Genomic DNA, 24642 nt, shown 5'->3' on the forward strand with positions numbered 1-24642 from the left:
CTCGATCTTCAATGCAGGGGGCGGTGCCCGGCCTCAGGCCGCGGCTTGCCGGAATTCAGGGGTGCGCGACAGCAGCGAGAGCGAGAACACGCCCCAGTCATGGCCGTCGGCGTGGAAGGCGCGATCGACGAAATGGCCGTAGCGCCCTTCGGCCAGCATGCCGGCTTCGATCTGCTGGTCCAGTTCAAAGCTGCGCTGGCCGAACAGTTCATCGATGGTCAGCGCGACGTCGCCACCGGCCTGGCGCATGATCAGCACGCGCTGGCCTTCCTGCTGCACGGTACGCGTGCCTTCCAGGAAGTACTTCAGGTCGACCACCGGGAACAGGTTGCCGCGCAGGTTGCCCACGCCCAGCAGCCACGGCTGGGCGCACGGCACCGGGGTGACCGGCGGCATCGGCACGATCTCCACCACTTCGCGGAAATCGGACACCAGCCGGCGCTGGCCGACGCGGTACCCCACGCCACGCCAGAGATCCTGCGCGAACTGCCGTTCGGGCAGCTGCACCGCGTGGGCCAGGCTGCGCCGTTCGTAGGCTTCGAGGATGTCGAAGGGCGAGCGCATCAGGCCACCAGCTCGTTGATCCGCGCGATCAGTTCATCCTCGCGCGGCGGCTTGACGATGTAGTCGGCCGCGCCCTGGCGCAGGCCCCAGGCCTTGTCGGTTTCCATCGCTTTGGTGCTGACGATGATCACCGGGATGTGCTTGATCGCTGCGTCACGGGCCATCGCCCGGGTCGCCTGGAAGCCGCTCATGCCGGGCAGGACCACGTCCATCAGCACCAGCTGTGGCGCCTGGTCACGCACCAGCTGCAGTCCATCCTCGGCGTTGTCCGCTTCCAGCACCTCGTGGCCGGCACGGCGCAGCCACTGGGTGAACACCGCGCGGTCGGTCGGTGAATCCTCGATCAGAACGATACGAGCCATTGTGCCTTTCCCCCCTGGTCAGGCGTTGACGTATGTGCGGATGGCACCCAGCAGTTCTTCACGCGTGAAAGGCTTCGTCAGGTATTGCTCCGAGCCGACGATGCGTCCCCGCGCCTTGTCGAACAGCCCATCCTTGGACGAGAGCATGATGACCGGGGTCGCCTTGAACAGCTGGTTGCCCTTGATCAGCGCGCAGGTCTGGTACCCGTCCAGGCGCGGCATCATGATGTCGACGAAGATGATCTGCGGTTGCTGGTCTGCGATCTTCGCAAGCGCTTCGAAGCCGTCGGTGGCGGTGACCACCTCGCAGCCTTCGCGCTTGAGCAGCGTTTCCGCAGTCCTGCGGATGGTCTTCGAATCATCGATGACCATCACCCGGAGTCCTGCGAGTTCCCCGCCCGCAGTCGTGTTTTCAGTCATTGCCTATCCCCAAGCGCACGGCCCGATCTCTGGCGGGGGCCGCTACGAAAGCGTATCTATATCGCACTTTCCGCGCCCGCTTCAAGGCCGCCCCACGGCGTGGGGCATGGAGGCCCCTGAACGTGACGGGTTTCGCAATGACTGCGCGAGCGCCCGGCGGACGCAGCGTTGCAGTACGGCGGGGAGGCGCGCGACCGGCGTTGCCGCTACCATCAACGCCTTGCCTGACAGGTGCGCCCATGCCGTTGAACGTCATCGTGGTGATGGACCCCATCGCCCACATCAAGATCGCCAAGGACACCACCTTCGCCATGCTGCTGGAAGCCCAGCGCCGCGGCCATGCCCTGCACTACGTGCGTCCGGGCGGCCTGGCCCTGGAGGGCGGCGTGGCGGTGGCCCAGACCGCGCCATTGCAGGTGCGCGACGACCCGGCCGGCTGGTATGAGCTGGGCGCATTCAGCCGCACCGAATTCGGCCCCGGCCAGATCGTGCTGATGCGCAAGGACCCACCGGTCGACGCCGAGTACATCTATGACACCCAGGTGCTGGACGTGGCCGCAGCTGCCGGCGCCTGCGTGGTCAACAACCCGCAGGGCCTGCGCGACTACAACGAGAAGCTGGCCGCCCTGCTGTTCCCGCAGTGCTGCCCGCCCACCCTGGTCAGCCGCGACGCCAAGGCGTTGAAGGCCTTCGCGCTGGAGCATGGCCAGGCCGTGCTGAAGCCGCTGGACGGCATGGGCGGCCGCTCGATCTTCCGCAGCGGCCAGGGCGATCCGAACCTGAACGTGATCCTGGAAACGCTGACCGACGGCGGCCACAGGATGGCGCTGGCGCAGAAATTCATTCCCGACATCACCGCCGGCGACAAGCGCATCCTGCTGGTCGATGGCGAGCCCGTCGACTACTGCCTGGCGCGCATCCCGCAGGGCGATGAATTCCGCGGCAACCTCGCCGCCGGCGGTCGCGGCGAAGGCCGCCCGCTGAGCGAGCGCGACCGCTGGATCGCTGCCCAGGTGGGCCCGGAAATGAAGCGTCGTGGCATGCGCTTCGTCGGCCTGGACGTGATCGGCGACTACCTGACCGAGGTCAACGTGACCAGCCCGACCTGCGTGCGCGAACTGGACGCACAGTACGGCCTGAACATCGCCGGCACCCTGTTCGACGCGCTCGAGGCCGGCCTGCGCTGATGCCCTCCGCACCTGCCGTCCTGCCCCCGCCACCGCGCGAAGCGCAACGGCTGGGGGCGACCATCGCGCTGTCTGTGCTGGTCCACGCCCTGCTGATCCTGGGCGTGGGCTTCGCCGTGAAGGGCGATGCGCCGCTGGTGCCGACGCTGGAAGTGATCTTCAGTCAGACCCGCACCGCGCTGACCCCGAAACAGGCCGATTTCCTGGCTGCGGCCAACCAGGAAGGTGGTGGCGAGCACGACCGCGCGCAGCGTCCGCGCGACAACCAGGCCGGCATCGTGCCGCAGGCCCAGTCAGGGCTGAGCCCTGTGCCGCAGCAGCAGCAATCGGCTGCGCCGGTTCCGCCGCCGCAGGCACGGGTGGTCAGCAGCCGCAATGGCGAAGAGGTGGTAGCGCAGGCGCAGGCCCGCCCCACGCCGGATCAGCCCGAACCGGATGCGCCCTTGAGTGCGCGCGAACAGCGCGACGTGGAGATGGCACGGCTGGCTGCCGAAGTGCACCTGCGCTCGGCGCAGTACGCCAAGCGCCCGAACCGCAAGTTCGTGTCGGCCAGCACGCGTGAGTATGCCTACGCCAATTACCTGCGCGCCTGGGTCGACCGTGCGGAGAAGGTAGGCAACCTGAATTACCCGGATGAGGCCAGGCAGCGCCGCCTCGGCGGCCAGGTGGTGATCAGCGTGGGCGTGCGCCGCGATGGCAGCGTGGAGAGCAGCCGGATCCTGCGTTCGAGCGGTACGCCGTTGCTGGATGAGGCAGCGCTGCGGGTGGTGCAGCTGGCGCAGCCGTTCCCGCCGTTGCCGAAGACCGAGGACGAGATCGATATCCTGCAGGTGACCCGTACCTGGGTGTTCCTGCCGGGCGGCACCCTGCACGACGACCGGTAGGGGTTTGTTGCCCGGGCCTGCGGCCCGGGGCCCGCTGCAAGGCTGGAGCAACGGCAACAGCAACGGCAACAGCGGCGGTCGGTGTACTGAGGCTTGGCGGGGCGGTGTCGGGCGGCGGGGACGCCGCAAGTACGTCCCTGTAGGCTTAGCCGCGGCATCCATGCCGCGGATACCCCGCCACCCGACACCGCCCCACCTCCGACAGATCGCGGCGCATCATCGCTTTTGGTAGGTGTCGACCTTGGTCGACACACATCCGCGCCATGCGTGGATGCGAGCGAAGCGATCCGCTTTTGACTTTGATTTTCTTTTTGATTTTCCGTGGCGGACGCGCACGGAAACTGTCCGAGGCCGGGCGGGGTGGGTTCGCGGGGGTGTCGGCGGCATGGATGCCGCGGCCAAGCCCCCAGGGGTGAGGGCGCTTTGGTTGCGAAGCACTGCTTCGCAAGCGCCCGAACGCACAGCCGCCAGCGGCTGGGCCGGTCTGGGGGTTCACGGCGTCCCCCGCGAACCCACCCCGCCCGGCCAAGCGCGGCTTTTGATTTACACGACCAACCACCCCCGCCACGAGGGGCTCAGCCGTTGGCCTTCGCCTTCGCCTCGCGCGCGGCCTGCTGCTCCACCAGGGTCAGTGCCACGTTGTCACGCAGGTACGCGGGCTCGACCTTTTCCGGCGCAATCGCCTCGCCACGCGCGAAGGCCGGCACCGCCAGTGCCAGCACGTCCGACGCCCGCGGCAATGCCGTGGCATCGAATCCGCGAAGGCCGCTGGCCAACTCCGCCACCAGCGCGCCGTCGGCCGCGCCAAAGCCAGTGCCGACGCCGTAGGCCGACAAACCTTCCGGCAACGCCACCGCAGTGGGTGCGCACACGCGCTCGCCATCGCGCGCGACCGGCAGGGCGTCAACACGCTCGAAGCGCGCAACGTACAACTCCCCCATCCGTGCGTCGATCGCCGACAGGATCTGCGTTTCTTCCGCTGGTGCCCGCAGCGCCAGCACCTGCAGCGTCGAGACCGGCAGCAGCGGACGATCCAGCGCCAGTGCGATGCCCTGCGCGATGGCGATCGCCAGGCGCACGCCGGTGAAAGCACCAGGACCGCGGCTGAGCGCGATGCCGTCCAGCTGGCGACGGCTGATGCCGGCCTCGGCCAGCAGTGCCTCGGCCCACGGCAGGCTCAGTTCGGCATGCCGGCGCGGGGCAATCTCGAAGCGTTCCAGCACCTGCCCATCGACATGCAGGGCAACGGAACAGGCTTCGGTGGCGGTTTCAAAGGCGAGCAGTTTCATCGGATCAGGTCAGAACAGGGGGAACGTGGCGCCGGGCGCCGGTTCCGGGCCCACCGGAGGGGCGGTGGCTGGAACGGCATCATCGGCCACGGGCGCCCATTGTGGCGTAAAGAAGGCCTGCACATCGGCCAGGCTGCGGGTACGGCGGAACGGTGGCAGTGAATCGAGGAAAACCCGGCCGTAACCCCGGTTGAGCAGGCGCGGGTCGCACAGCACCAGCACGCCGCGGTCGCTCTCGCTGCGGATCAGGCGGCCGACCCCCTGCTTCAATGCGATCACCGCCTGCGGCAGCTGTTCATCACGGAACGGGTTGCCGCCCTGGCTGCGGATCGCCTCCAGCCGCGCCTCGTAGACCGGGTCGTCCGGGGCGGCAAAGGGCAGCTTGTCGATCATCACCACGCTCAGCGCTTCGCCGACCACGTCCACGCCCTCGCGGAAACTGGCCGAGCCCAGCAGCACACCATTGCCCGATTCGCGGAAGCGTTGCAGCAGCGTCGCGCGCGGCGCCTCGCCCTGCACGAACAACGGCCATGGCCCATCGCGCAGTGCCTCGGCAGCCTCACGCAGGGCGCGATGCGAAGCGAACAGCAGGAACGCCCTGCCCTGCGAGGCCTGCAGCACCGGCCGCAGGGTCTGGATGAGCGCGGTTCCGAAACCACGTGCGGCCGGATCGGGCAGGCCTTCGGGCAGGTAGCACAACGCCTGCTCGGGCCAATTGAAGGGGCTTGGCTGGACCAGCGTATGTGGATCGTCCAGGCCCAGGCGCGTGGCGATGTGATCGAATCCGCCGCCGACGGTCAGCGTCGCCGAGGTGAAGATCCATGCGGCGCGACTGCGTTCGCGATGCTCGCGCAACGGGCCGGACACATCCATCGGCGTGCGCTGGCAGCGGAAACCACGCGGCGTGAGCTCGTACCAGAGCACATCGGCGGCGCTGGCGGTCTCCACCGGATCGGTATCGAAATCGAGGGTGGGCTCATCATCGCCCAGCCAGCGACTGAGCCGCGAGACCGCCTCGCGCGCCCGGGCATGGCAGGCATCCAGGCCCGCCGCCGCTTCGCGCAGCGGCTGCAGCGCCTGTTCCAGCGCCACCAAGGCTGCCATCACCATGTCGAATCCGTCGCGCACCTGTGGCATCGCCAGCGCTCGCCATTGCGTGCCACGCGGCGGCAGCCCTCCCATCGACGAGCGCAACGCCAACAGCGACTGCTGCAACTGGTCGACCGGTTCCTGCAACGCCGACTGCGCCCCTCCTACGCCACGCGCTTCGGCCAGGCAGTCGCGACCCAGTTCCTGCCACGGGCGCATGCCAAAGCCTTCGCCGAAGAACTGCGCAGCCAGCTCGGGCAACTGGTGCGCCTCGTCGATGACGAAGGCCTGCGCACCCGGCAGCAGTTCACCGAAACCGTCCTGCTTCAACGCCAGGTCGGCCAGCAGCAGGTGATGGTTGACCACCACCACGTCGGCGGCCTGTGCGCGCTGTCGCGCACGCACCACGAAGCAGTCGTCCCAGAACGGGCAATCGGTGCCCAGGCAGTTGTCGACAGTGGAGGTGACCATCGGCAGCAGCGGTGAATCGTCGGCCAGCCCGTCGAGCTCGGCGACGTCGCCGAACTCCGAGCGACCGGACCAGGCCAGGATGCGCTGGAACTGCGCCGCTTGTTCACGGCTGGAGAACCGCGGCTCGCCGCGTGCCTGCTGCAGACGGTAACGGCACAGGTAGTTCGCACGTCCCTTCAACAGCGCGCTGCGCAGGCCGACACCGAGCGCTTGGCGCACGCGCGGCAGATCGCGGTGGTAGAGCTGGTCCTGCAGCGCGCGGGTACCGGTGGAGATGATGGTGCGCAGCCCGGACAGCAGCACCGGCACCAGATAGGCGAAGGTCTTGCCGGTGCCGGTACCGGCCTCGGCCAGCAACAGATCGCGCTGCTGCATCGCGTCGGCGATGGCTTCGGTCAGGCGCAGCTGGGCCGGGCGCGGGACGAAGGCGTCCAGATGCGAGGCGAGCGCGCCGCCGTCGCTGAGGGCTTCGCGGCTGGCATGGACAAGGTCGGACATCAGAGAGAAAGGATACCCGGCCGGGCGCTGCCCGGCACCCGTTTCAAGCCAGAGCCGGAGCAACAGCAACAGCAACAGCGTTGTTCGTGGCTCTGGGGTGTCCTGAGGGTTGGCGGGGGACTGTGGGTTTGCGGGGACGCCGTGAACCCGTCCCTGGGGGCTTGGCCGCGGCATCCATGCCGCGGACACCCCGCAAACCCACAGTCCCCCGCCTTCGACAGTTTCCCGGTGACGGATGGGCGCGCTTCGTAGAGTCGAGCTTGCTCGACTGGCAGCTCAGGAGCTGTGGCAGGAACGGGAAAAGAAGATGGATTACTGCGAGAGCGCGCAGCGCGCGACCCGCTTTTGATTTTCTTTTTCTTCTCCGTGGCTGGCCGCACACGGAAATTGTCAGAGGTCGGGCGGGGTGGGTTCGCGGGGGTGTCCGCGGCATGGATGCCGCGGCCAAGCCCCCATGGATGGGTTCACGGCGTCCCCCGCGAACCCACCCCGCCCGGCCAAGCGCGGCTTTTGCTTCACGCGGCCAAACAGCCAGCCACGAGGGGCTGCGCCGTTGGCAGGAAACCTAGTACCGCTTGATCCCAGGCACAGTGCAGCCTTCCAGCTGCGCATGCGCCGACACCGCATTCTCCTTCTCGCCCCGTGCCAGGCGCGACTGCTCGATCGTCGCCCAGTGCCGGCGGCACAGCGGCCCCGTCTTCGAGCCCAGGTCGACCGCCTTGCGTGCGAACGTCTCCGCCTGCGCCCACTGCCCCTGCAGCAGCGCCAGCTCGGCGCGCTCCTGCAGCACCGCCGGATCACCAGCGACGATCTCCAGCGCATGGTCCAGGCTGCTGGCGGCACCGGCCAGATCGTTGGCCTGGCGTTGCGCCTGCGCGGTCACCCGCAGGTCTTCCACCTGCGAATCACGCAGCGGCTGCACCGACAGCTCCTTGTCGTCCGGGCCAGCGGCGGCGTCCACTGCCGCCAGGCGCTGCGCCGGCGTCGTGGTATCGACCGGCTTGACCACCGGCGGCGCACTGGTCACGCAGGCGGCCAGGGCCAGGCTGAGGCCGGTCAAGGCCAGGGGCTGCAGCAGGGATCGCATGTTCATCGGCATCATCGGCTCGGAGGAGGAGTGGCAGCGGCAGGCGCCGCGGCAGGTTCGGCAGGGGCATCCGGCTTGCGGTCCAGGCCGAACCAGCTGCGCCAGCCACCGCCCTCGCCTTCGGCCTCGCCCTGCCCGTCCGGCGATACCGCCGGTGCGCAGGGCGCATAGGCCGGCGCATAGCCGACCACGAACGGGAAGCGACGCGCTCCCGGACAGCCCTCGTCGGTGGTGTTGAGGCCGGTGGCGGCCACCGACTGCCAATCCAGGCCCTTGTTGCTGACCCGCAGCGGCGCACTGGGAAGGCGCTGGAAGATGCCCGACCAGACCCGCATCGCGCCGGTGGCGCCATACAGTCCGGCCTGCTCGTTCTGGTCGTTGCCGATCCAGATCACCGCCAGGTGATCGCCGGTGTAACCGGCATACCAGCTGTCGCGACCATCGTTGGTGGTACCGGTCTTGCCGGCGGGCTGCAGGCGGCTGAGGCCATCGGCGTTGAGGCGCTGCGCGGTACCGCTGGCAACCACCTGCTGCAGGCCCACGCTGATCAGGTTGGCGGCAATCGAGTCGCCCTCCTGCGCCGGTGCCGGGGTCTTGTCGTAACGCTTGAGCAGCTTGCCCTGCGGATCGAGCACACCACGCACCGCGTGCAGCGGCTGGATCTCGCCACCGGACGCCAGGAACTGGTACAGCTGCGCCATCGCGTACGGGCTCTGGTCGGTCGAGCCGAGGATCACTGCAGGGTTGGCCTCAGCCTTGATGCCCGCCAGCACATGGATCAGCTGGGTCACGCGCTCGGGACCGACCTGCATGCCCACGCGCACCGTGGCCTGGTTGTAGGAGTGCGCCAACGCATCGATCAGGCGCACCGTACCGTGGCTGCGGTTGTCCGCGTTGCCGGGGTTCCAGTTGCGGCCGCGGCCGAGCTGCACGGTCACCGGTGAATCATCGACCCAGCTGGCCAGCGAGTAACGATCCGGCTGCGCCAGCGCCAGCAGGTAGACGAACGGCTTCAGCAGCGAGCCGACCGGGCGCTGTGCTTCGATCGCGCGGTTGAAGCCCACCTCGGACACTTCACGGCTGCCGATCACCGCCAGCACGTCACCGTTGTGCACGTCGGTCAGCACCATGCCGGCCTGCAGTTCGGGACGGCGCTTGCTTTCCAGCGACTTGATGGTGCGGGTCACCGCGCCTTCGGCATAGGCCTGCGCGGACGGTGACATGCCTGTCATCACGCTCAGGCCGGCGCCCTGCAGCGCCGATTCCGGATAGTCATGGCCGAGCTGGCGGCGAACCAGGTCCACATAGGCCGGGAAGCGGTTGGCCGCCACCAGGCCCGGCGTCTTGGGCACGCCCAGCGGCGCTTTCAGCGCACGCTGGTACTCGGCATCGTCGATCAGCGTCGCCTCGTGCAGCTTGCCCAGCACGAAATTGCGGCGATCCAGCGCGCGTTCCGGATTGCGCCGCGGGTCGTAGAAGGACGGACCCTTGACCAGGCCGATCAGCAGCGCGATCTGCTCGGTTTCCAGCGACTGCAGGTCACGGCCGAACCAGAACTCGGCGCCGGAAGACATGCCGTGGATGGCCTGGCTGCCACGCTGGCCCAGGTACACCTGGTTGAGATAGGCCTCGAAAATGGTGCGCTTGTCGTAGCGCGCTTCCATGATCAGCGCGTACAGCACTTCGTTGAATTTGCGGGTGACCGTCTGTTCCTTGCCGATCCCGAGCAGACCGCTGCGAGCCAGCTGCTGGGTCAGCGTGGAAGCACCCTGGCGACTCTGGCCACCGGAGCGGATCGTCACCCACACCGCGCGCGCAATGCCGGACAGATCGATGCCGTGGTGGCGGTTGAAGTCCTTGTCCTCCACCGCCTGCAGGCCGGTCACCAGCAGGTCCGGCGCCTCGTCCATGCGGATCAGGCGGCGTTCTTCCTGCTTCTGCCCGTACAGGGTGGCAATACGTGCCGGGTCCAGGCGCGCAGCCTTCAGCGCCTTGCGGTTGTCGGCGTCACGCAGCGAGGCGACCGCACCGTCGGCCAGCGACAGTTCCAGCCGGCGCGGTGCGACGCGGCCATCCACATCGTTGTAGCCACGGCTGGAAATGACGAAGCGCCCGCCGTTCGCCGCATAGGTGGCCGGCTCCTTGCCCTGCCCGTCATCGCGGTAGGCGGATGCGGCGAGCTCGGTCTTCAGGGTCGCCGCGTCCATCGCCTTGCCCGGCGTGAGCACCAGCGGGCGGGCGTACACCCGGGTCGGAATCTGCCAGCGAAGTTCGCCGAAGCGCTGGGTCACCTGTTGGTTCAGGTACAGCGTATAAGGGATCAGGAAGCCCAATCCCAACGCGACCGCAGCCATGCTCCAGGTGATCAGGCGACGCCGCCACAGCGGGCTGTCGTCCTGCTGGTCGTCGTCGAAATCGTCGATGTCGTCGGAATCGTAGCGTCGGGGCACGGGGATGCAGGCAGGTAGGATCTGGCGAGTCTAACGCAGGCACTGCGGTGGCTGGCAGGCGATGGACCGCGGTTTCACTGCAGTTCAAGCAGCGCGCGGCGCCCGCCACCCGGCCCAGGCGCCCGCAAGCGCCGCCCAGCCCCCTTTCCAGCCGCCCCCCGCCAGGCAGACGTTGGCCAGGCGTGCGATCAACCGCGGCGCATCATGGGCGATCCAGCCTGCCGGCACGTCCGCGCGGCGATACAGCTGCAGTCGCGACCAGGCCATGCGCCAGGCGAGCGCGTGAAGTCCCTGGAAGCGCTCCGGCGCCACCACCACGCCGCGCTGCCCCAGCAGATCGGCCAGGGCAAGCAGGCGCCCGGCAGTGCGCTGGCGTGCCTGCGAATCGAACAGATCGAGATGGCGCAGGCGTTGCAGGAAACCGCGGCGACTGGCTCCGATCTGGTTGTTGCCATGCTGCCGGTAGTCGATGGTCGGTTCGGCCAGCATGTCCAATCCTCCACGCAGCGATGCGTGGACCGCCAACCATTCGTCGTGGCTCCAGCCCGGCGGGACCGGCAGCGATTCGGCCAGCAGCCTACGGCGCAGCGCACAGGTGGCACCGGTGATGAAGTTGCGCAGCAGGATCGCGTCGATCGCAAGGCCCGAGCGTTCCAGCTCGACCTCGGCCGGATGGACCACCAGTACCTCCAGCAGCTGGTGGCCCAGCGGCGCGCCCTGCGCGTCCACCAGCCGCGCATCGCTGTGCAGCAGCAACAGGCCCGGGTCGGCGTGGAAGCGCTCCACGTAGCTGCGGACACGCCCCGGATGCCAGACATCATCCTGGTCGCAAAGGAACAGGATGTCGGCCTGGCAACGCATCAGTGCGTCGGCGAAATTGCGCACATAGCCGAGATTGCGCGCGTGCTGGACGATCTCGACACGGATGCCCAGCGCCTGTGCGCGCGGTACGAAGGCCCGCAGCAGCGGTAGCGTCTGGTCGCTGGAACCGTCATCGCCGATCATGACTTCGTTCACCGGAAGATCCTGGTCCAGGATGCTGTCCAGCTGCGCCTGCAGGTAGCGCGCACCGTTGTAGGTGCACAGCGCGACGCCAATGCGCTCGGCAGGGGCCGATCGGGATGGCGCGTCAGGCATCGAACGTACTCGCGGAAACAGGGGCCGGGGGATGGTAGCAGAGCCCCCACTTGGCGGATGGATACGGTGGCTGGCTAGCCGTTGCCGGGATACGCAGCGATCCGCTGCAGGGCCTGGGCCGCGCTCATCGGTCGCCATGTGTTCGCGTCAGGCTGGAACGGCCGCGGATGTACGCCCAGCAGCGCCTGAAGCGGGCCGTTGTCCGCAATCAGATCCTGCTGCAGGCGTGACACCGGACCACGCGCTCGCGGCAGCACCGCAGCGAGGCCTCGCAGTGCAGCGCCCGGCAACGGCAGCGCCAATGTTGGCTGTGCCAGGCTGGCGTGCACGCGGCGGAACATCACGTGGTACGGCAGGCGCTCGCCACCGCCGATTTCCAGCACGCGCGCCGAAGCTGCTCCGGTGGCGATGCAGGCCACCACGGCGCGGGCGATATCGTCGGCATGCACCGGTTGGCGCAGGCCTCCCACCAGCGGTATAGGAAACAGGCGCAGACGCAGTGCACGCTGCACGATCGGGGTGATGCTGCGGTCGATGCCGGCCCCATAGATCAGGGTTGGCCGCAGGATCGTCCACGCCATGCCAAGTCGCTCGGCCTGTGCGATCAAGCCCGCTTCGCCCCGCTGCAGCATCGCCACGACGTCCTGCTCATCGGCCTGCTCGGAATTCTGCTTGCTCAACACGCTCATCGAACTGGTGGCGATGACCTGCCGCGCCGGAGCTGCCGTCTGCCGCGACAACCACTGCGCCAATGCTTCAAGGGGGCCGAAGCTGGCGATGGCCTGCCAGTCCGGAGACGGCACGCTGTCCAGCGCAGCCGCCAGGTCCCCGCACAGCCACTGCACGCCGTCCTGTACCGGTTGCGGTTGCCGGCTCACTGCCTGTACCCGCCCATGCGCCTGCACCAGGCGTGGCAGCAGGAACCGGCCGATCTGGCTGGTGGCTCCGGAAACAAGGACGGTCATCGGCACTCCGTGGGGATGTTGCGAGGGGGGCTACTATAGCGGTCCCTGCGGCAGTGGCGGGCTCAGGGCGACGACACCCCGATGTCGCGCAGGCGCTGCCGCAGCTGCTGGTACTCGCTGCTGGAAGTGCCAACGCCAAGTTCGCCCGCCTGCTGGAGCGCACGTTCGGCAAAGGCAACATCGCCATTGCCCAGTCGCTCGCTGCCGATCGCCAGCCAACGCTGGGCGAGGCGCTGGCGGGCCGCGGGCAGGCCCCCGGCAGTGGGAGCCAGCGTCTGCCAGGCCTGCAGGCAGGCACCTGCAGCCTGCACCCGGTTCTGCCGCAGGTTGTCGTCGAAGCAACGGCGACTGGCAGGCAACAGGCGCGCGGCAGCGGCCTTCACCCGTGAATCGCGCGGTGCCAGCGCCTGAGCTTCGCGCAGGGCATCAAATGCGCTGTGTCCCGGCGGGCTGATCCACTGGCCTGCGCGCTCTGCGCGTTCGATCCGGCGCAGGTGATCGCGCAGCTCGCGTTCACGCTGCGCGTTGCTCACTGCGGGCTGCTGCAGTGCCTCCCGGGCCTGCCGTGCACGCTGCAGGCGCTGCGCCAGTTGCTGTTGTGCCGCCAGCGAAGCGCTCAGTGCTTCCGCCAGCGCGGCATCACGCTGCGCCGCCTCGAACTGGAAATCGTCGGCCTGGACCTGGCTTCGCGCCAGTACCGCCTGCAGCACCTGCTCGCGGCCCCGCTGGGCAGTGGGATCATCCGGCGCCACCGCCAGCACGGCCAGGAACCCCTTTGCGGCACTCTCCAGCTGCTGTCGCTGCAGTGCGCGCTGCGCCTGCCGCAAGCGCTCATCGACCGCCCGTGCCAGCGCCTCCTGGCTGGCGGGCAGATCGGCGTGGCCTGCGTCGAACAGTCGCGCGCGCTGCAACGTCGCAGCGGCTTCAGCCAGTTCCCCGCGTCCGGCCAGCGTGCGCGCGTGCTGCAGCAGATCGCTCAGTGCGTCCTCGCGACCCTCCAGTGCAGGCAGGTTGTCCGGCTGCAGTGCCAGGATGCGCTGGAACAGCGGCAACGCACTGCTGTCGCCATCGTCCAGCCGGCCGGCTGCGAACGCGTTGCGGGCTTGGGCCAGCAACGCGCCGATACCGGCGCCGGCACTACGCCGCGCCTGCAGTTGCCGGGCAACGGCGTCGGCGTCGCCCTGCGGCACCTGCAGCTCGCGGGCCAGCGCCAGTGACTGCGCGCTGCCCTCAAGATCGTCGCCCTGCAGCTTGTCGCGGGCCTGCTGCAGGGCCGCCGCTGCGGTTCGTGCAAGGCCCTGGCGGGCCTGCGGCCGATCACCATCCAGTGCCAGCACCGCCTGGTAGCGCTCGCGCGCACCGCTGCCGTCGGCCGCACTCAGCCGGCCGGCGGCGAGCGCACGATCACCTTCGACCAGCAGCTGTTCGATCTGCGGCTCATCCCAGAACCAGTCGGCCAGCGGCTTGCGCAGCAGCACCAGCAGCACGAACACCGCCAGCGCCGCGACCAGCGCCCAGCGCCAGACCCGCCGCGCATGGCGTGCCTGCAGCCACCACCATCGGCCTTCGCGGCGGACGCGATCCAGCGCAGGGTGTTCAGCGCCATGCGGGCGATGCGGGGGCTCGCGTTCCATGCGTGCAGGGTAGCCGGGGCAGCGTGAAGCTCAGCCGAGGCGGCGCGCCTCGCTCACGCCCGGCAGCGCGTCCAGCTTTCCCAGCAGGTTCGACAACTGGTCGTAGTCGCTGACCTTCAGGCGCAGGCGCAGATGGGCACGGCCACTGTTGCGCACGTTGTCACTGTGAATGTCCAGCACGTAGGCGTCTTCCTGGGCGATCAGGTTGGTGATGTCCTTCAGCAGCCAGCGGCGGTCGACCGCATCGACCACCACGTCCACCTCGTAGCCGCCCCCGGCCTGGCCCCATTCCACCGGCAGGATGCGCTGCGGGCTGGTGGCCGCCAGCCGGGCCAGCGCGGCACAGTCTGCCCGGTGCACGGTGACACCGCGGCTACGGGTCAGGTAGCCGACGATCGGTTCGCCAGCCACCGGCTGGCAGCAGCGCGCCAGCTGCACCAGCAGGTTGCCCACGCCCTGCACCGTGAACTTGGACTTGCCCAGGTTCTCGCGGCGGGCGGTCGGGCGCGGAAGCGTCGGCGCAGGGGCCGGCTGGCTGGCCGCGCGCTCTGCTTCCAGCAGGGTTCGGCTGACCTGGTTGGGGCCGGTATCGCCCAGCGCCACCTGGATGTAAAGGTCATCAACGCTGTCGGCGTGGAACTTCTTCGCCGCCACCGCCAGGTCCGAATGCTGCAGCCCCAGGCGCTTCAGCTCGCGCTCGAGCAGTTCGCGCCCGGCCTGCACGTTGCGCGCGCGGTCCAGCTTGTGGAACCAGCTGCGCACCTTTTCGCGCGAGCGGTTGCTGGCCAGAAAGCCCAGCGCCGGCATCAGCCAGTCGCGACGTGGATCGGCCTCCTTGCCGGTGAGGATCTCGACGCGGTCGCCGCTGCGCAGGCGGTAGGTCAGCGGCACGATGCGGCCGTTGACCTTGGCGCCACGGCAGCGGTGGCCCACCATCGTGTGTACCTGGTAGGCGAAATCGAGCGGCGTGGCCCCCTGTGGCAGGTCCAGCACCTCGTCCTTCGGGCTGAGCGCATAGACCCGGTCCTCGGTCAGCTCAGCGTCGAGTGCCCCGGCCAGCTCATTGCCCTGCCCGTCCTGCGCCTGCTCCAGCAGCTGGCGCATCCAGGTGATCTTGCGATCGAACGACTTTTCCGCGCCCTTGCCGCCTTCCTTGTACTTCCAGTGCGCGGCCACGCCCAGCTCAGCCTGCGAATGCATCTCGTGGGTGCGGATCTGCACTTCGATCGTGCGCCCTTCCGGACCGACCACGGCGGTGTGCAGCGAACGGTAGTCGTTGGCCTTCGGGCGTGCGATGTAGTCGTCGAACTCGCTCGGCACCGGCGCCCACAGCGCATGCACCACACCCAGCGCGGCGTAGCAGGCGGCGACGTCGTCGACCATCACCCGCACCGCGCGGATATCGTACAGCTGGTCGAACGCCAGCCGCTTCTTCTGCATCTTCCGCCAGATGCTGTAGATGTGCTTCGGGCGGCCACTTACTTCGGCATGGATGCCCTGTGCGGCCAGCTCGCGCGACAGCTGCTTCTTCACGTTCTGCACGTAACGCTCGCGCGCCACGCGGGTTTCGTCCACTTCACGCGCGATGCGGCGGTAGGTCTCCGGCTCCAGGTGGCGGAACGCCAGATCCTCCAGTTCCCACTTCAGCTGCCAGATGCCCAACCGGTTGGCCAGCGGCGCGTGGATGTCGCGGGTCAGCTGGGCCAACGCCCGGCGCTGTTCGTCGTCCAGCTTGTCGGCAGCGCGCATCCTCGCCAGCTGCCGGGCCAGCAGGATCGGCACCACGCGCAGGTCGCGGATGATCGCCAGCAGCAGGCGGCGCAGGCCCTCGCTGTTGCGCCCGGCCTCCCGGCCAGCATGCAGCGCCCAGACTGGATCGGCGGCGTCCTGGCCGTCGAGCAGGCCGATCACCGCCGCCTTGTGGTTGCCCAGCGGCAGCCGGTCCAGGCTGGCACGCAGGCCGGGCAGGTCGAACAACAGCGCGGCGACCACCGCGCCTTCGTCGGCCGAGAGCATCGACAGCGCATCGAGGGTATCGCCCAGCACCGACCAGCTGGCGCGCATCTGGTGGTCGCACTCCGGTGCTTCCCAGTGCTCGCGCAGGGCCTGGCGCAGCGGAGCGGGCAGCACCGCTGCGGAGGGACGGTTCAACAAGGCATCCAGGCCGGGGACAGAAGCGCGGTTCACAGCATCGAGCAGGCAAGACAGAGGTTCCTACACTAGCGCCGGCGCCGTTCAGGGACAATCACCGCGGCCACCATCACCCGGCATGAAGACATGCCGCTACACTCGCGGGCAAACCCAGGAGAGTTCCGCCATGCCCTCGATCGCCCCGCGTTTCCGCCCACGGCTGCTGGCCTGCGCCGCACTGCTGCTGTCCCTGTCGGCGCCTGCGCTGGCCCAGCGCGTGGTGGACGGTGACCTGCAGCAGCAGATGTCTCCGACCGAGTTCAAGGCGGCCGGCCTGGACAAGCTGAGCGCGCAGGAACTGGCCACGCTCAACCGCTGGCTGCAGGGCAAGGTCGAAGCGGCGACGACCCAGGCGGTAGCGGCGGTACGCGAAGAAGCCCGCGAACAGGGCCGCCAGGAAGTGATCGTGAAGAACCGCGGTTTCTTCGATTTCGGCAGCAGCGAGCCGATCACCGGCGTACTGCAGGGCGAGTTCCGTGGCTTCGGCAAGGGCCGTGTCTACGTGTTGGACAACGGCCAGGAATGGGAGCAGACCGACAGCACCAGCGTGGTCGGTGTGCGCAAGCAATCACCCAAGGTCAGCATCAAGCCCGGCGTGATGGGCGTGTGGTACATGAAGGTGGAAGGCGTGAACAGCCAGCCCAAGGTGCGCCGCTCCAAGTAACGCCGCGGCTTTACCTGTAGAGCCGAGCCCATGCTCGGCTGCTTTTCGATGCACCGTCATCATCCATCGCGGGAAGCAGCCGAGCATGGGCTCGGCTCTACAGGAGGGGGGCTACGCCTGGCGCAATGCGGTCACCCGCTGCGCCAGCTTCTTCGCCGAAATGCCGGTGCGCGCGCCCAACTCCTGCGCAAACAGCGACACCCGCAGCTCTTCCAGATCCCAGCGCAGCGCCTGCCATTGCGGGCGATCGCGCAGGCCCTGCTGCTCGCCCACCTCCAGCGCTTCCAGGAATGGGTGCAGCTCCAGCATGCGCGCCTGATCACGCGGCGGATCACGCTTGGCACGCTCGGTGCGCAGGATCATCGCCTTCAGGTAGCGCGGATACTGCGCCAGCGCGTCGGCCGGCGTATCGCGCAGGAAGCCAGGATGGATCAAGCCGGCCAGCTGCGCCTCCATGTCGTCCAGGTTGCCGCGCGCCCAGCCCATCAACGGCGCCTCCAGCATCGGCTTCAGTTCCGCCACCAGCGCCAGGATGGACTCGGCCAGTTTAAGCCGCGACATCGCCTCGCCGAACAGGGCCTTGGCAGCATGCTCGCGTCGATGCTCAAAGGCAGCCGCATCGCGGATGTCTTCCAGGCCCTCGGCCAGCACTGCGTTCATCGCCGCATCGACCAGGTCGCCGCGCAGGCGTTCCTGTGATTCGATCGCGGCATACAGCAGGCCGGTCTTGGCGCCCACCGGCAACTGCTTGCGTGCCTGCTTGACCTTCTCGGCCAGGGCGATCTCCAGCAGGCGGCGCACGCCCAGCGGATGAGCCTCCTGCGCCTGCTGCCGATCGGCGAAGATGCGCAGCGCTACGCTGTCACCCTCGTCCAGCAGCGCCGGATAGGCCGGTACACCGGCTTCGCCGGGCACCTGCAGCGGAACCGGCGTGGCCGGGAACGTGCGCAGGCCGTCAGCCGCCATCTCGCGCCCGGCACGCGCCGCGAAGGCATCGCCGGCACGGCCGCCAAACTTCCCGCGCAGCGCGTCCAGATCACGCGAGGTGGCCAGCACCTTGCCCTGTTCGTCGCGCAGGCGCAGATTCATGTGCAGGTGCGGTTCGATCGAACCCGGCTCGAAATCGAGCGCGGTCACCGTGGCGCCGGTCGCGCGTGACAGGAAACGCGCCAGTTCGCCGGTGATGGCATCGGCGCTGGGCTGCGGGAACGCCTCGAAGAACGCGCGTCCGAAATCCGGGGCCGGCACATAGTTGCGGCGCATTGCCTTGGGCAGGCTGCGGATCAGTGCCGAGGCCTTGTCGGCCACGAAGCCCGGCGCCAGCCAGCCCAGCTGCACCGGATCCAGTGCATTGAGCAGGTGCAGCGGCACGTCCAGGGTCACGCCGTCGTCGTCTGCACCCGGCTCGAAGCGGTAGTGCAACGGCAACCGCGCCTGGCCCAGCGCCAGGTACTTCGGGTAGCGCTCCTGCTCGCTGCCTTCGCCGGGCAGCAGGTCGGCCAGCGACCAGTGCAGGGTCTTGCGCTGTTCCAGCGCCAGCCCCTTCCACCAGGAATCCAGGCCCGCGGCCGAATGGATCTGCGGCGGTACGCGGTCCAGGTACCAGCGTGCCTGCCAGTCCTCGTCGGCAACGATGCCGGCGCGGCGCAGCTTCGCTTCTTCCTCGCGGGCGATCTCCAGAACTTTCTGGTTGTCGGCCACGAAACTGGCGCGGGTATTGATCTCGCCGGTCACCAGCGCCTGGCGCACGAAAATGTCATGCGCCTCGCCCGGTTCGATGCGGCCGTAGTGCACAGGTTTCTTTGGTGCCAACACCAGGCCGAACAGGCTGATCTGCTCGGACGCCAGCACCTGGCCCTGCGCGCGCGACCAGTGCGGGTCAAAGTGCTTGCGCAGCAACAGGTGAGGCAGCTCGGCGATCACCCAGTCCGGCTCGATCGCGGCCAGGGTCATGCCCCACACCTTCTGCGTATCCAGCAGGTTGGCCACCAGCAGCCACGGCGGCGGGCGCTTGGACAGCGCCGAGCCCGGGAACGGCAGGAAGCGACGCTGGCGTGGCGCCTGGAAATCGCCCTTCTCGGTGCGGTGACCGATCTGCGTCGGCAGGCCCGCCACCAGTGCACGGTGCAGGGTCTGGTAGGCAGTGGCACGCACGCGCTCGCTGAAACCGCCGCCAGCCGGCGCCTGTTCCTTCTGCGCACGCACCGCCACCGGGGCCGTTGCGGCCTCGGCCTTGCCTTCGCGGGCCAGGCGTGCCGCGCGATGCAACTGGCCACGGGTGGCCTTCACTGCGGCGGCGTCATCACGCGCTGGCGCCGGCGCGCTGCTGCCGGCCAGCAACGGCGCCATCGACGCCTCGTTGGCCTCTTCCTTCCAGCCCAGTTCCTCGCACAGCAGGCGCAGCTGGCGATGCAGCTCGCGCCACTCGCGCATGCGCAGGAAGCCGAGGAAATGGCGGCCACACCAGTCGCGCAGCTTGGACTGGGTCAGGTCTTCGTGGGCCTGCCGGTAGGCATCCCACAGGCGCAGCACGCCAACGAACTCGGAGCGGCCATCGGCGAACTGCGCATGCGCGCTGTCGGCCGCACCCCGCGCCTCCGGCGGGCGCTCGCGCGGGTCCTGGATGCCCAGGAACGAGGCGATCACCAGCATCGGCCGCAGGCAGCCGGCGGCCTGCGCGGCCACCAGCATGCGCGCAAGCTTCACGTCCACCGGCAGGCGTGCCATCTGCTTGCCGATGGTGGTCATGCGCCGCTCGGCATCAATCGCGCCCAGCTCGGTCAGCTGCTGCCAACCGTCGGCAACGGCACGCTCGTCCGGTGCTTCCAGGAACGGGAACTCCTCGATGCGGCCCAGGCCCAGCTGCAGCATGCGCAGGATCACCCCAGCCAGGCTGGAGCGACGGATTTCCGGATCGGTGAACTCTGGCCGCGCCTGGAAATCGGCCTCGGCGTACAGGCGGTAGCAGATGCCCTCGGCGATACGGCCGCAACGGCCCTTGCGCTGGTTGGCGCTGGCCTGCGAGATCGGCTCGATGTGCAGGCGGTCCAGCTTGTTGCGCGGGCTGTAGCGCTTGACGCGGGCGAAGCCCGGATCGACCACGTAGCGGATGCGCGGCACCGTCAGCGAGGTTTCGGCCACGTTGGTGGCCAGCACGATGCGCCGGTTCGGCCCCGGGTTGAACACCCGGTCCTGGTCCTGGTTGGACAGGCGCGCGTACAGCGGCAGCACCTCGGTATTGCGGTACTTGCGTCGCTCCAGCGACTGGTGCGCATCGCGGATCTCGCGTTCGCCCGGCAGGAAGATCAGCACGTCACCGCGCGAATCCAGGCGGGTGATCTCGTCGATGGCCGACACGATGGCATCGTTGACCGTGCGTTCGCCCTGGTCTTCGCCCTCGCCTTCCAGCGCGCGGTAGCGCACTTCGACCGGGAAGGTACGCCCTTCCACGCTGATCACCGGCGCATTGTCGAAATGCTGGGCGAAGCGTTCGGTGTCGATCGTGGCCGAGGTGACGATCAGTTTCAGGTCCGGGCGCTTGCGCAGCAGCTGCTTCAGGTAGCCCAGCAGGAAGTCGATGTTGAGGCTGCGTTCGTGCGCCTCGTCGACGATGATCGTGTCGTAGTTCGACAGCCAGCGGTCGCTGGCGATCTCCGCCAGCAGGATGCCGTCGGTCATGAACTTGATGCGGCTGTCTTCGCTGACCTTGTCATTGAAGCGCACCTGGTAGCCGACCAGCTGGCCCAGTTCGCTCTGCAGTTCCTGCGCCACGCGGCTGGCCACCGCACGTGCGGCAATCCGTCGCGGCTGGGTGCAGCCGATCATGCCGGCCTGGCCGCGACCCGCGGCCAGGCACAGTTTCGGCAGCTGGGTGGTCTTGCCCGAGCCGGTTTCACCGGCGATCACCACCACCTGATGATCGCGGATCAGCTCGATGATCGCGTCGGCTTCACGCGCAATCGGCAGCTGCGGGTCCAGAGTAATGGACGGCTGCTGTTGCGCCCGCACCTTGCGGCGCTGCACCGACGCCTGCAAGGCCTGCTCGAAGGTGGCGGCCAACGCCGCATCCTGTGGCTTGGCCTGGCACCGCGAGAGCATCCCCAGCAAACGGCCCCGGTCGCGGCTCATGGCGCCGTCGATGGCGGCGCGCTGTTGGCGCAGGCGGGGCGATGGATTTTTATCGATAGAGTTCATCAATCGGTTCGTTCAAAACTTTGAAAGCGACCAGTCATCACGACCGGTTTATTGTGAAGGCCAACGATTCCACAAGGAGGAACCCCATGGCGAAGACCAAGAGCACGACCAAGGCCAAGACCGGCAAGCAGAAGCTTGCGGCGGCGGCACCGTCGGCACCGAACATCGATATCGGGATCACCCAGGGCGACCGCAAGAAGATCGCCGACGGTCTGTCGCGCTTCCAGGCTGATGCGTTCACGCTCTACCTGAAGACGCACAACTTCCACTGGAATGTGACCGGGTCGATGTTCAACTCGCTGCACACCATGTTCGAGACGCAGTACACCGAGCAGTGGGCGGCACTGGACGACGTGGCCGAGCGCATCCGCGCGCTGGGCTTCAATGCCCCGGGCTCCTACCGGGAATTCGCTGCGCTGACCTCGATCGCCGAGGAACCGGGCCTGACCGACAGTGCGGACTGGCGTGAAATGGTACGCCAGTTGGTGGTCGCCAACGAAGCGGTCTGCCGTACGGCACGTGAAGTGCTGGACGTGGCGGCCAAGGGCGACGACGCTCCGACCGAGGATCTGATGACCCAGCGCCTGCAGACGCACGAGAAGTACGCCTGGATGCTGCGTTCCCTGCTCCAGTAAGAGTTGGGGGTGGTTCGGCAGGGCTGCGCCCTGCACCCGCAGAAACCTTGAAACCAAGGCCAGAGCCAGAGCAAAAGCTGGTTTCCTGTGGGTTGGCGGGGTGGGTCCGGTTGCGGGAGACGCCGTAAACCCGTCCATGGGGGCTTGGTCGCGGCATCCATGCCGCTCACACCCCCTCAACCGGACCCACCCCGCCTTCGACAGATTTCCGCGATCTGCCAAGGCATTGCTTGGGGTCAGATCCGTTTTCCGCAGGAAAACGGATCTGACCCCATTTTGATTGTCGATATCTGACAGATTTCATCCACGCATGGCGTGGATGGCCCCTCCGTCAACCGAAAGCTGTCGGGGGCGGGTCGGTGTGGGCTTGCAGGACCGTTGGCGCCATGGATGGCGCCATCGAGCCCCCAAGGACGGGTTTACGGCGTGTCCTGCAAGCCCACACCGCCCCGCCCAACCAGCAGACACGCCAGAGCCGGCTGTTGCCGTTGACGTTGCCGTGGCTTGTAGCAGGTGCAGGGCGCAGCCCTGCCGCCGCCTCCGGGAGGTAAACTAACCGGATGGCTTCCCGTCCCGCGCACGACCTGCTCCAACGCGTCTTTGGTTACGACGATTTCCGTGGTCCGCAGCAGGACATCGTGGAGCATGTGGCTGCCGGTCACGATGCCCTGGTGCTGATGCCCACCGGCGGCGGCAAGTCGCTGTGCTACCAGGTGCCGGCCCTGCTGCGTGACGGTTGTGGCATCGTCATCTCGCCATTGATCGCCCTGATGCAGGACCAGGTCGAAGCCCTGCGCCAGCTCGGCGTGCGTGCCGAGTACCTGAACTCCACTCTGGATGCCGAGACCACCGGTCGCGTCGAGCGCGAGCTGCTGGCCGGAGAGCTGGACATGCTCTATGTCGCCCCCGAGCGGCTGCTGACCGGCCGCTTCCTGTCGCTGCTGTCACGCAGCCACATCGCCCTGTTCGCCATCGACGAAGCACACTGCGTGTCGCAGTGGGGCCATGACTTCCGCCCCGAATACCGCCAGTTGACCGTGCTGCACGAGCGCTGGCCGCAGATCCCCCGGATCGCGCTGACCGCCACCGCCGACCCGCCGACCCAGCGCGAGATCGCCGAGCGCCTGGACCTTCAGGAAGCACGCCACTTCGTCAGCTCCTTCGACCGCCCCAACATCCGCTACACCGTGGTGCAGAAGGACAATGCCCGCAAGCAGCTGACCGATTTCCTGCGCGGCCACCGTGGCGAGGCCGGCATCGTCTACTGCATGTCACGGCGCAAGGTCGAGGAGACTGCCGAATTCCTCTGCGGCCAGGGCTTCAACGCCCTGCCCTACCATGCCGGCCTGCCGCCGGAAGTGCGCGCTAACAACCAGCGCCGTTTCCTGCGCGAGGACGGCATCGTGATGTGCGCCACCATCGCCTTCGGCATGGGCATCGACAAGCCGGACGTGCGCTTTGTCGCACATACCGACCTGCCCAAGTCGATGGAAGGCTACTACCAGGAAACCGGCCGCGCTGGCCGTGATGGCGAAGCCGCTGAAGCATGGCTGTGCTACGGCCTGGGCGACGTGGTCCTGCTCAAGCAGATGATCGAGCAGTCCGAGGCCGGCGAAGAACGCAAGCAGCTGGAGCGGGGCAAGCTCGACCACCTGCTGGGCTACTGCGAATCCATGCAGTGCCGCCGCCAGGTGCTGCTGGCCGGTTTCGGCGAGACCTATCCCCAGCCCTGCGGCAACTGCGACAACTGCCTGACGCCGCCAGCCTCGTGGGACGCGACCATTCCAGCGCAGAAGGCGCTGAGCTGTGTCTACCGCAGCGGCCAGCGCTTCGGCGTCGGCCACCTGATCGACGTCCTGCGTGGCAGCGAGAACGAGAAGGTGAAGCAGCAGGGCCACGACAAACTCAGTACCTATGCGATCGGCCGCGACCTGGATGCACGTACCTGGCGCAGCGTGTTCCGGCAACTGGTCGCCGCCAGCCTGCTGGAAGTGGACAGCGAGGGCCACGGTGGCCTGCGCCTGACCGATGCCAGCCGTGACGTGTTGACCGGCCGTCGCCAGATCAGCATGCGCCGCGATCCGGCCAGCAGCACAAGTGGCCGCGAGCGCAGTGCGCAGCGCACCGGCCTGTCGGTGCTGCCGCAGGATCTGCCCCTGTTCAACGCCCTGCGCGGCCTGCGGGCCGAACTGGCGCGCGAACAGAATGTGCCGGCCTTCGTGATCTTCCACGACAGCACCCTGCGCAACATCGCCGAGCAACGCCCGACCAGCCTGGACGAACTGGCACGGGTCGGCGGCATCGGCGGTACCAAGCTGAGCCGCTACGGCCCGCGCCTGGTCGAAATCGTGCGTGAAGAAGGGTAGCGCCAACCGTACGCTGATGCCCCTGTAGAGCCGAGCCCACGCTCGGCTGCCGTTCGTGCAGACGCAGCCGAGCGTGGGCTCGGCTCTACACTGGAGCAGGTCCAACCTTGAACCAGCCATTCAGCCGGAAGTGCATCCACGCCCGCTTGCAGCTAGATTAGCGCCATGTCCCTCGCCTCGACCCTGCTTCGTGTCGTGCTCATGCTCAGCCTGCTGCTCAACGGGCTGAACGCGGCCATGGCCAGCGGTCATGAGGAAATGGGGCGGATGGCCCATGCCGTGGCCGCCACGGTTGAGGGCGGCGATGCCGACTGCCACCACCACGCCGCCATGCGGGCCGACGAGACCCCGCAGGCCAAGGCTCCCGCCCACGACGCCCACTGCCAGATCAAGGACTGCGTGCGCAGCTGCGCCCAGCACCCGTTGCTGGTGGTGCAGCCGCTGCCGTACCTGGCCGCTCCCGGCCTGTCGCTGGCACCGCAGCCGATGCCGGCCAATGGCCGCCCGGCGCCGCCGCTGCCGCCGATCTCACGCCCTCCCATCGGCTGATTCCCCA

The 24642-nt window shown here is 68.2% G+C and carries 18 protein-coding genes; 6 read left to right on the forward strand and 12 right to left on the reverse strand.

The window, feature by feature from the left end; genetic code table 11:
• Window positions 1–33: 33 nt before the first annotated feature.
• The 3 genes from AASM09_RS17295 to pilG are packed head-to-tail and all read right to left on the reverse strand — an operon-like array spanning window position 34 to window position 1346.
• The gene (locus AASM09_RS17295; protein WP_049431795.1) at window positions 34–564 is read right to left on the reverse strand and encodes a chemotaxis protein CheW; all 531 of its coding nucleotides are present in this window, start codon (window positions 562–564) and stop codon (window positions 34–36) included.
• Window positions 564–926, reverse strand: coding sequence for a response regulator transcription factor (locus AASM09_RS17300; protein WP_014648093.1), 363 nt, complete (start codon window positions 924–926; stop codon window positions 564–566). Before AASM09_RS17300 ends, AASM09_RS17295 begins: the two co-directional genes overlap by 1 nt.
• A gap of 18 nt (window positions 927–944) precedes the next feature.
• Window positions 945–1346 (reverse strand): twitching motility response regulator PilG, encoded by a 402-nt coding sequence (gene pilG / locus AASM09_RS17305; protein ID WP_005418455.1) that lies wholly within the window; start codon window positions 1344–1346, stop codon window positions 945–947.
• Window positions 1347–1585: 239 nt separating this feature from the next.
• On the opposite strand from pilG, the gene gshB reads away from it, so the two are divergent.
• Together gshB and AASM09_RS17315 are read left to right on the forward strand one after the other, a co-directional pair.
• The gene (gshB, locus tag AASM09_RS17310) at window positions 1586–2533 is read left to right on the forward strand and encodes a glutathione synthase (protein WP_012511876.1); all 948 of its coding nucleotides are present in this window, start codon (window positions 1586–1588) and stop codon (window positions 2531–2533) included.
• On the forward strand, window positions 2533–3417 hold the full coding sequence (locus AASM09_RS17315) for an energy transducer TonB (protein WP_049431798.1): 885 nt from the start codon (window positions 2533–2535) through the stop codon (window positions 3415–3417). The genes gshB and AASM09_RS17315 overlap by 1 nt, the downstream gene beginning before the upstream one ends.
• A gap of 575 nt (window positions 3418–3992) precedes the next feature.
• Here AASM09_RS17315 and tsaB read toward each other — a convergent pair.
• The 8 genes from tsaB to AASM09_RS17355 form a co-directional block, all read right to left on the reverse strand.
• Complete coding sequence (tsaB, locus tag AASM09_RS17320; RefSeq protein ID WP_343368552.1) at window positions 3993–4706, reverse strand: tRNA (adenosine(37)-N6)-threonylcarbamoyltransferase complex dimerization subunit type 1 TsaB; 714 nt, start codon at window positions 4704–4706, stop codon at window positions 3993–3995.
• A 9-nt stretch (window positions 4707–4715) separates the two neighbouring features.
• Entirely contained in the window at window positions 4716–6764 is a 2049-nt protein-coding gene (locus AASM09_RS17325; RefSeq protein ID WP_049427807.1) for an ATP-dependent DNA helicase, read from the reverse strand.
• Window positions 6765–7329: 565 nt separating this feature from the next.
• Window positions 7330–7866: a hypothetical protein gene (locus AASM09_RS17330; RefSeq protein WP_049430084.1), complete on the reverse strand. Its 537-nt coding sequence runs from the start codon at window positions 7864–7866 to the stop codon at window positions 7330–7332.
• Window positions 7863–10301: a penicillin-binding protein 1B gene (gene mrcB / locus AASM09_RS17335; protein WP_049430083.1), complete on the reverse strand. Its 2439-nt coding sequence runs from the start codon at window positions 10299–10301 to the stop codon at window positions 7863–7865. Before mrcB ends, AASM09_RS17330 begins: the two co-directional genes overlap by 4 nt.
• 84 nt (window positions 10302–10385) lie before the next feature.
• On the reverse strand, window positions 10386–11438 hold the full coding sequence (locus AASM09_RS17340; protein WP_049430082.1) for a glycosyltransferase family 2 protein: 1053 nt from the start codon (window positions 11436–11438) through the stop codon (window positions 10386–10388).
• Window positions 11439–11512: 74 nt separating this feature from the next.
• Entirely contained in the window at window positions 11513–12403 is an 891-nt protein-coding gene (locus AASM09_RS17345) for an NAD-dependent epimerase/dehydratase family protein (protein WP_049430081.1), read from the reverse strand.
• Window positions 12404–12465: 62 nt separating this feature from the next.
• A complete protein-coding gene (locus AASM09_RS17350; RefSeq protein WP_100443657.1) occupies window positions 12466–14037 on the reverse strand; it encodes a hypothetical protein in 1572 nt (523 codons plus the stop codon).
• Between the two features lie 30 nt (window positions 14038–14067).
• Window positions 14068–16224: a bifunctional (p)ppGpp synthetase/guanosine-3',5'-bis(diphosphate) 3'-pyrophosphohydrolase gene (locus AASM09_RS17355; protein WP_049430079.1), complete on the reverse strand. Its 2157-nt coding sequence runs from the start codon at window positions 16222–16224 to the stop codon at window positions 14068–14070.
• 130 nt (window positions 16225–16354) lie between these two features.
• Here AASM09_RS17355 and AASM09_RS17360 point away from each other — a divergent pair, with 130 nt between their 5' ends.
• Window positions 16355–16891 (forward strand): hypothetical protein, encoded by a 537-nt coding sequence (locus AASM09_RS17360; RefSeq protein ID WP_005410728.1) that lies wholly within the window; start codon window positions 16355–16357, stop codon window positions 16889–16891.
• Window positions 16892–17002: 111 nt separating this feature from the next.
• Here the strand turns inward: AASM09_RS17360 and hrpA are convergent, their stop codons facing one another.
• Window positions 17003–21085: an ATP-dependent RNA helicase HrpA gene (gene hrpA, locus AASM09_RS17365; RefSeq protein WP_100443658.1), complete on the reverse strand. Its 4083-nt coding sequence runs from the start codon at window positions 21083–21085 to the stop codon at window positions 17003–17005.
• Between the two features lie 86 nt (window positions 21086–21171).
• Between hrpA and AASM09_RS17370 the strand changes: the two genes are divergently transcribed.
• From AASM09_RS17370 to AASM09_RS17380, 3 genes are all read left to right on the forward strand, one after another.
• Window positions 21172–21720, forward strand: a complete 549-nt coding sequence (locus AASM09_RS17370) for a Dps family protein (RefSeq protein WP_006439098.1) — start codon at window positions 21172–21174, stop codon at window positions 21718–21720.
• Between the two features lie 560 nt (window positions 21721–22280).
• Window positions 22281–24086: a DNA helicase RecQ gene (gene recQ / locus AASM09_RS17375; RefSeq protein WP_100443659.1), complete on the forward strand. Its 1806-nt coding sequence runs from the start codon at window positions 22281–22283 to the stop codon at window positions 24084–24086.
• A gap of 165 nt (window positions 24087–24251) precedes the next feature.
• The gene (locus AASM09_RS17380) at window positions 24252–24635 is read left to right on the forward strand and encodes a CopL family metal-binding regulatory protein (protein WP_049429918.1); all 384 of its coding nucleotides are present in this window, start codon (window positions 24252–24254) and stop codon (window positions 24633–24635) included.
• Window positions 24636–24642: the final 7 nt, after the last annotated feature.

Origin of the sequence: Stenotrophomonas maltophilia, assembly GCF_039555535.1 — a bacterium.
GTDB lineage: Bacteria > Pseudomonadota > Gammaproteobacteria > Xanthomonadales > Xanthomonadaceae > Stenotrophomonas > Stenotrophomonas maltophilia_Q.

Coding starts and splice junctions, on each gene's coding strand:
- AASM09_RS17295 (WP_049431795.1), bottom strand. CDS start 564: ATGCGCTCGCCCTTCGACATCCTCGAAGCCTACGAACGGCGCAGCCTG.
- AASM09_RS17300 (WP_014648093.1), bottom strand. CDS start 926: ATGGCTCGTATCGTTCTGATCGAGGATTCACCGACCGACCGCGCGGTG.
- pilG (WP_005418455.1), bottom strand. CDS start 1,346: ATGACTGAAAACACGACTGCGGGCGGGGAACTCGCAGGACTCCGGGTG.
- gshB (WP_012511876.1), top strand. CDS start 1,586: ATGCCGTTGAACGTCATCGTGGTGATGGACCCCATCGCCCACATCAAG.
- AASM09_RS17315 (WP_049431798.1), top strand. CDS start 2,533: ATGCCCTCCGCACCTGCCGTCCTGCCCCCGCCACCGCGCGAAGCGCAA.
- tsaB (WP_343368552.1), bottom strand. CDS start 4,706: ATGAAACTGCTCGCCTTTGAAACCGCCACCGAAGCCTGTTCCGTTGCC.
- AASM09_RS17325 (WP_049427807.1), bottom strand. CDS start 6,764: ATGTCCGACCTTGTCCATGCCAGCCGCGAAGCCCTCAGCGACGGCGGC.
- AASM09_RS17330 (WP_049430084.1), bottom strand. CDS start 7,866: ATGATGCCGATGAACATGCGATCCCTGCTGCAGCCCCTGGCCTTGACC.
- AASM09_RS17340 (WP_049430082.1), bottom strand. CDS start 11,438: ATGCCTGACGCGCCATCCCGATCGGCCCCTGCCGAGCGCATTGGCGTC.
- AASM09_RS17345 (WP_049430081.1), bottom strand. CDS start 12,403: ATGACCGTCCTTGTTTCCGGAGCCACCAGCCAGATCGGCCGGTTCCTG.
- AASM09_RS17350 (WP_100443657.1), bottom strand. CDS start 14,037: ATGGAACGCGAGCCCCCGCATCGCCCGCATGGCGCTGAACACCCTGCG.
- AASM09_RS17360 (WP_005410728.1), top strand. CDS start 16,355: ATGCCCTCGATCGCCCCGCGTTTCCGCCCACGGCTGCTGGCCTGCGCC.
- hrpA (WP_100443658.1), bottom strand. CDS start 21,085: ATGAACTCTATCGATAAAAATCCATCGCCCCGCCTGCGCCAACAGCGC.
- AASM09_RS17370 (WP_006439098.1), top strand. CDS start 21,172: ATGGCGAAGACCAAGAGCACGACCAAGGCCAAGACCGGCAAGCAGAAG.
- recQ (WP_100443659.1), top strand. CDS start 22,281: ATGGCTTCCCGTCCCGCGCACGACCTGCTCCAACGCGTCTTTGGTTAC.
- AASM09_RS17380 (WP_049429918.1), top strand. CDS start 24,252: ATGTCCCTCGCCTCGACCCTGCTTCGTGTCGTGCTCATGCTCAGCCTG.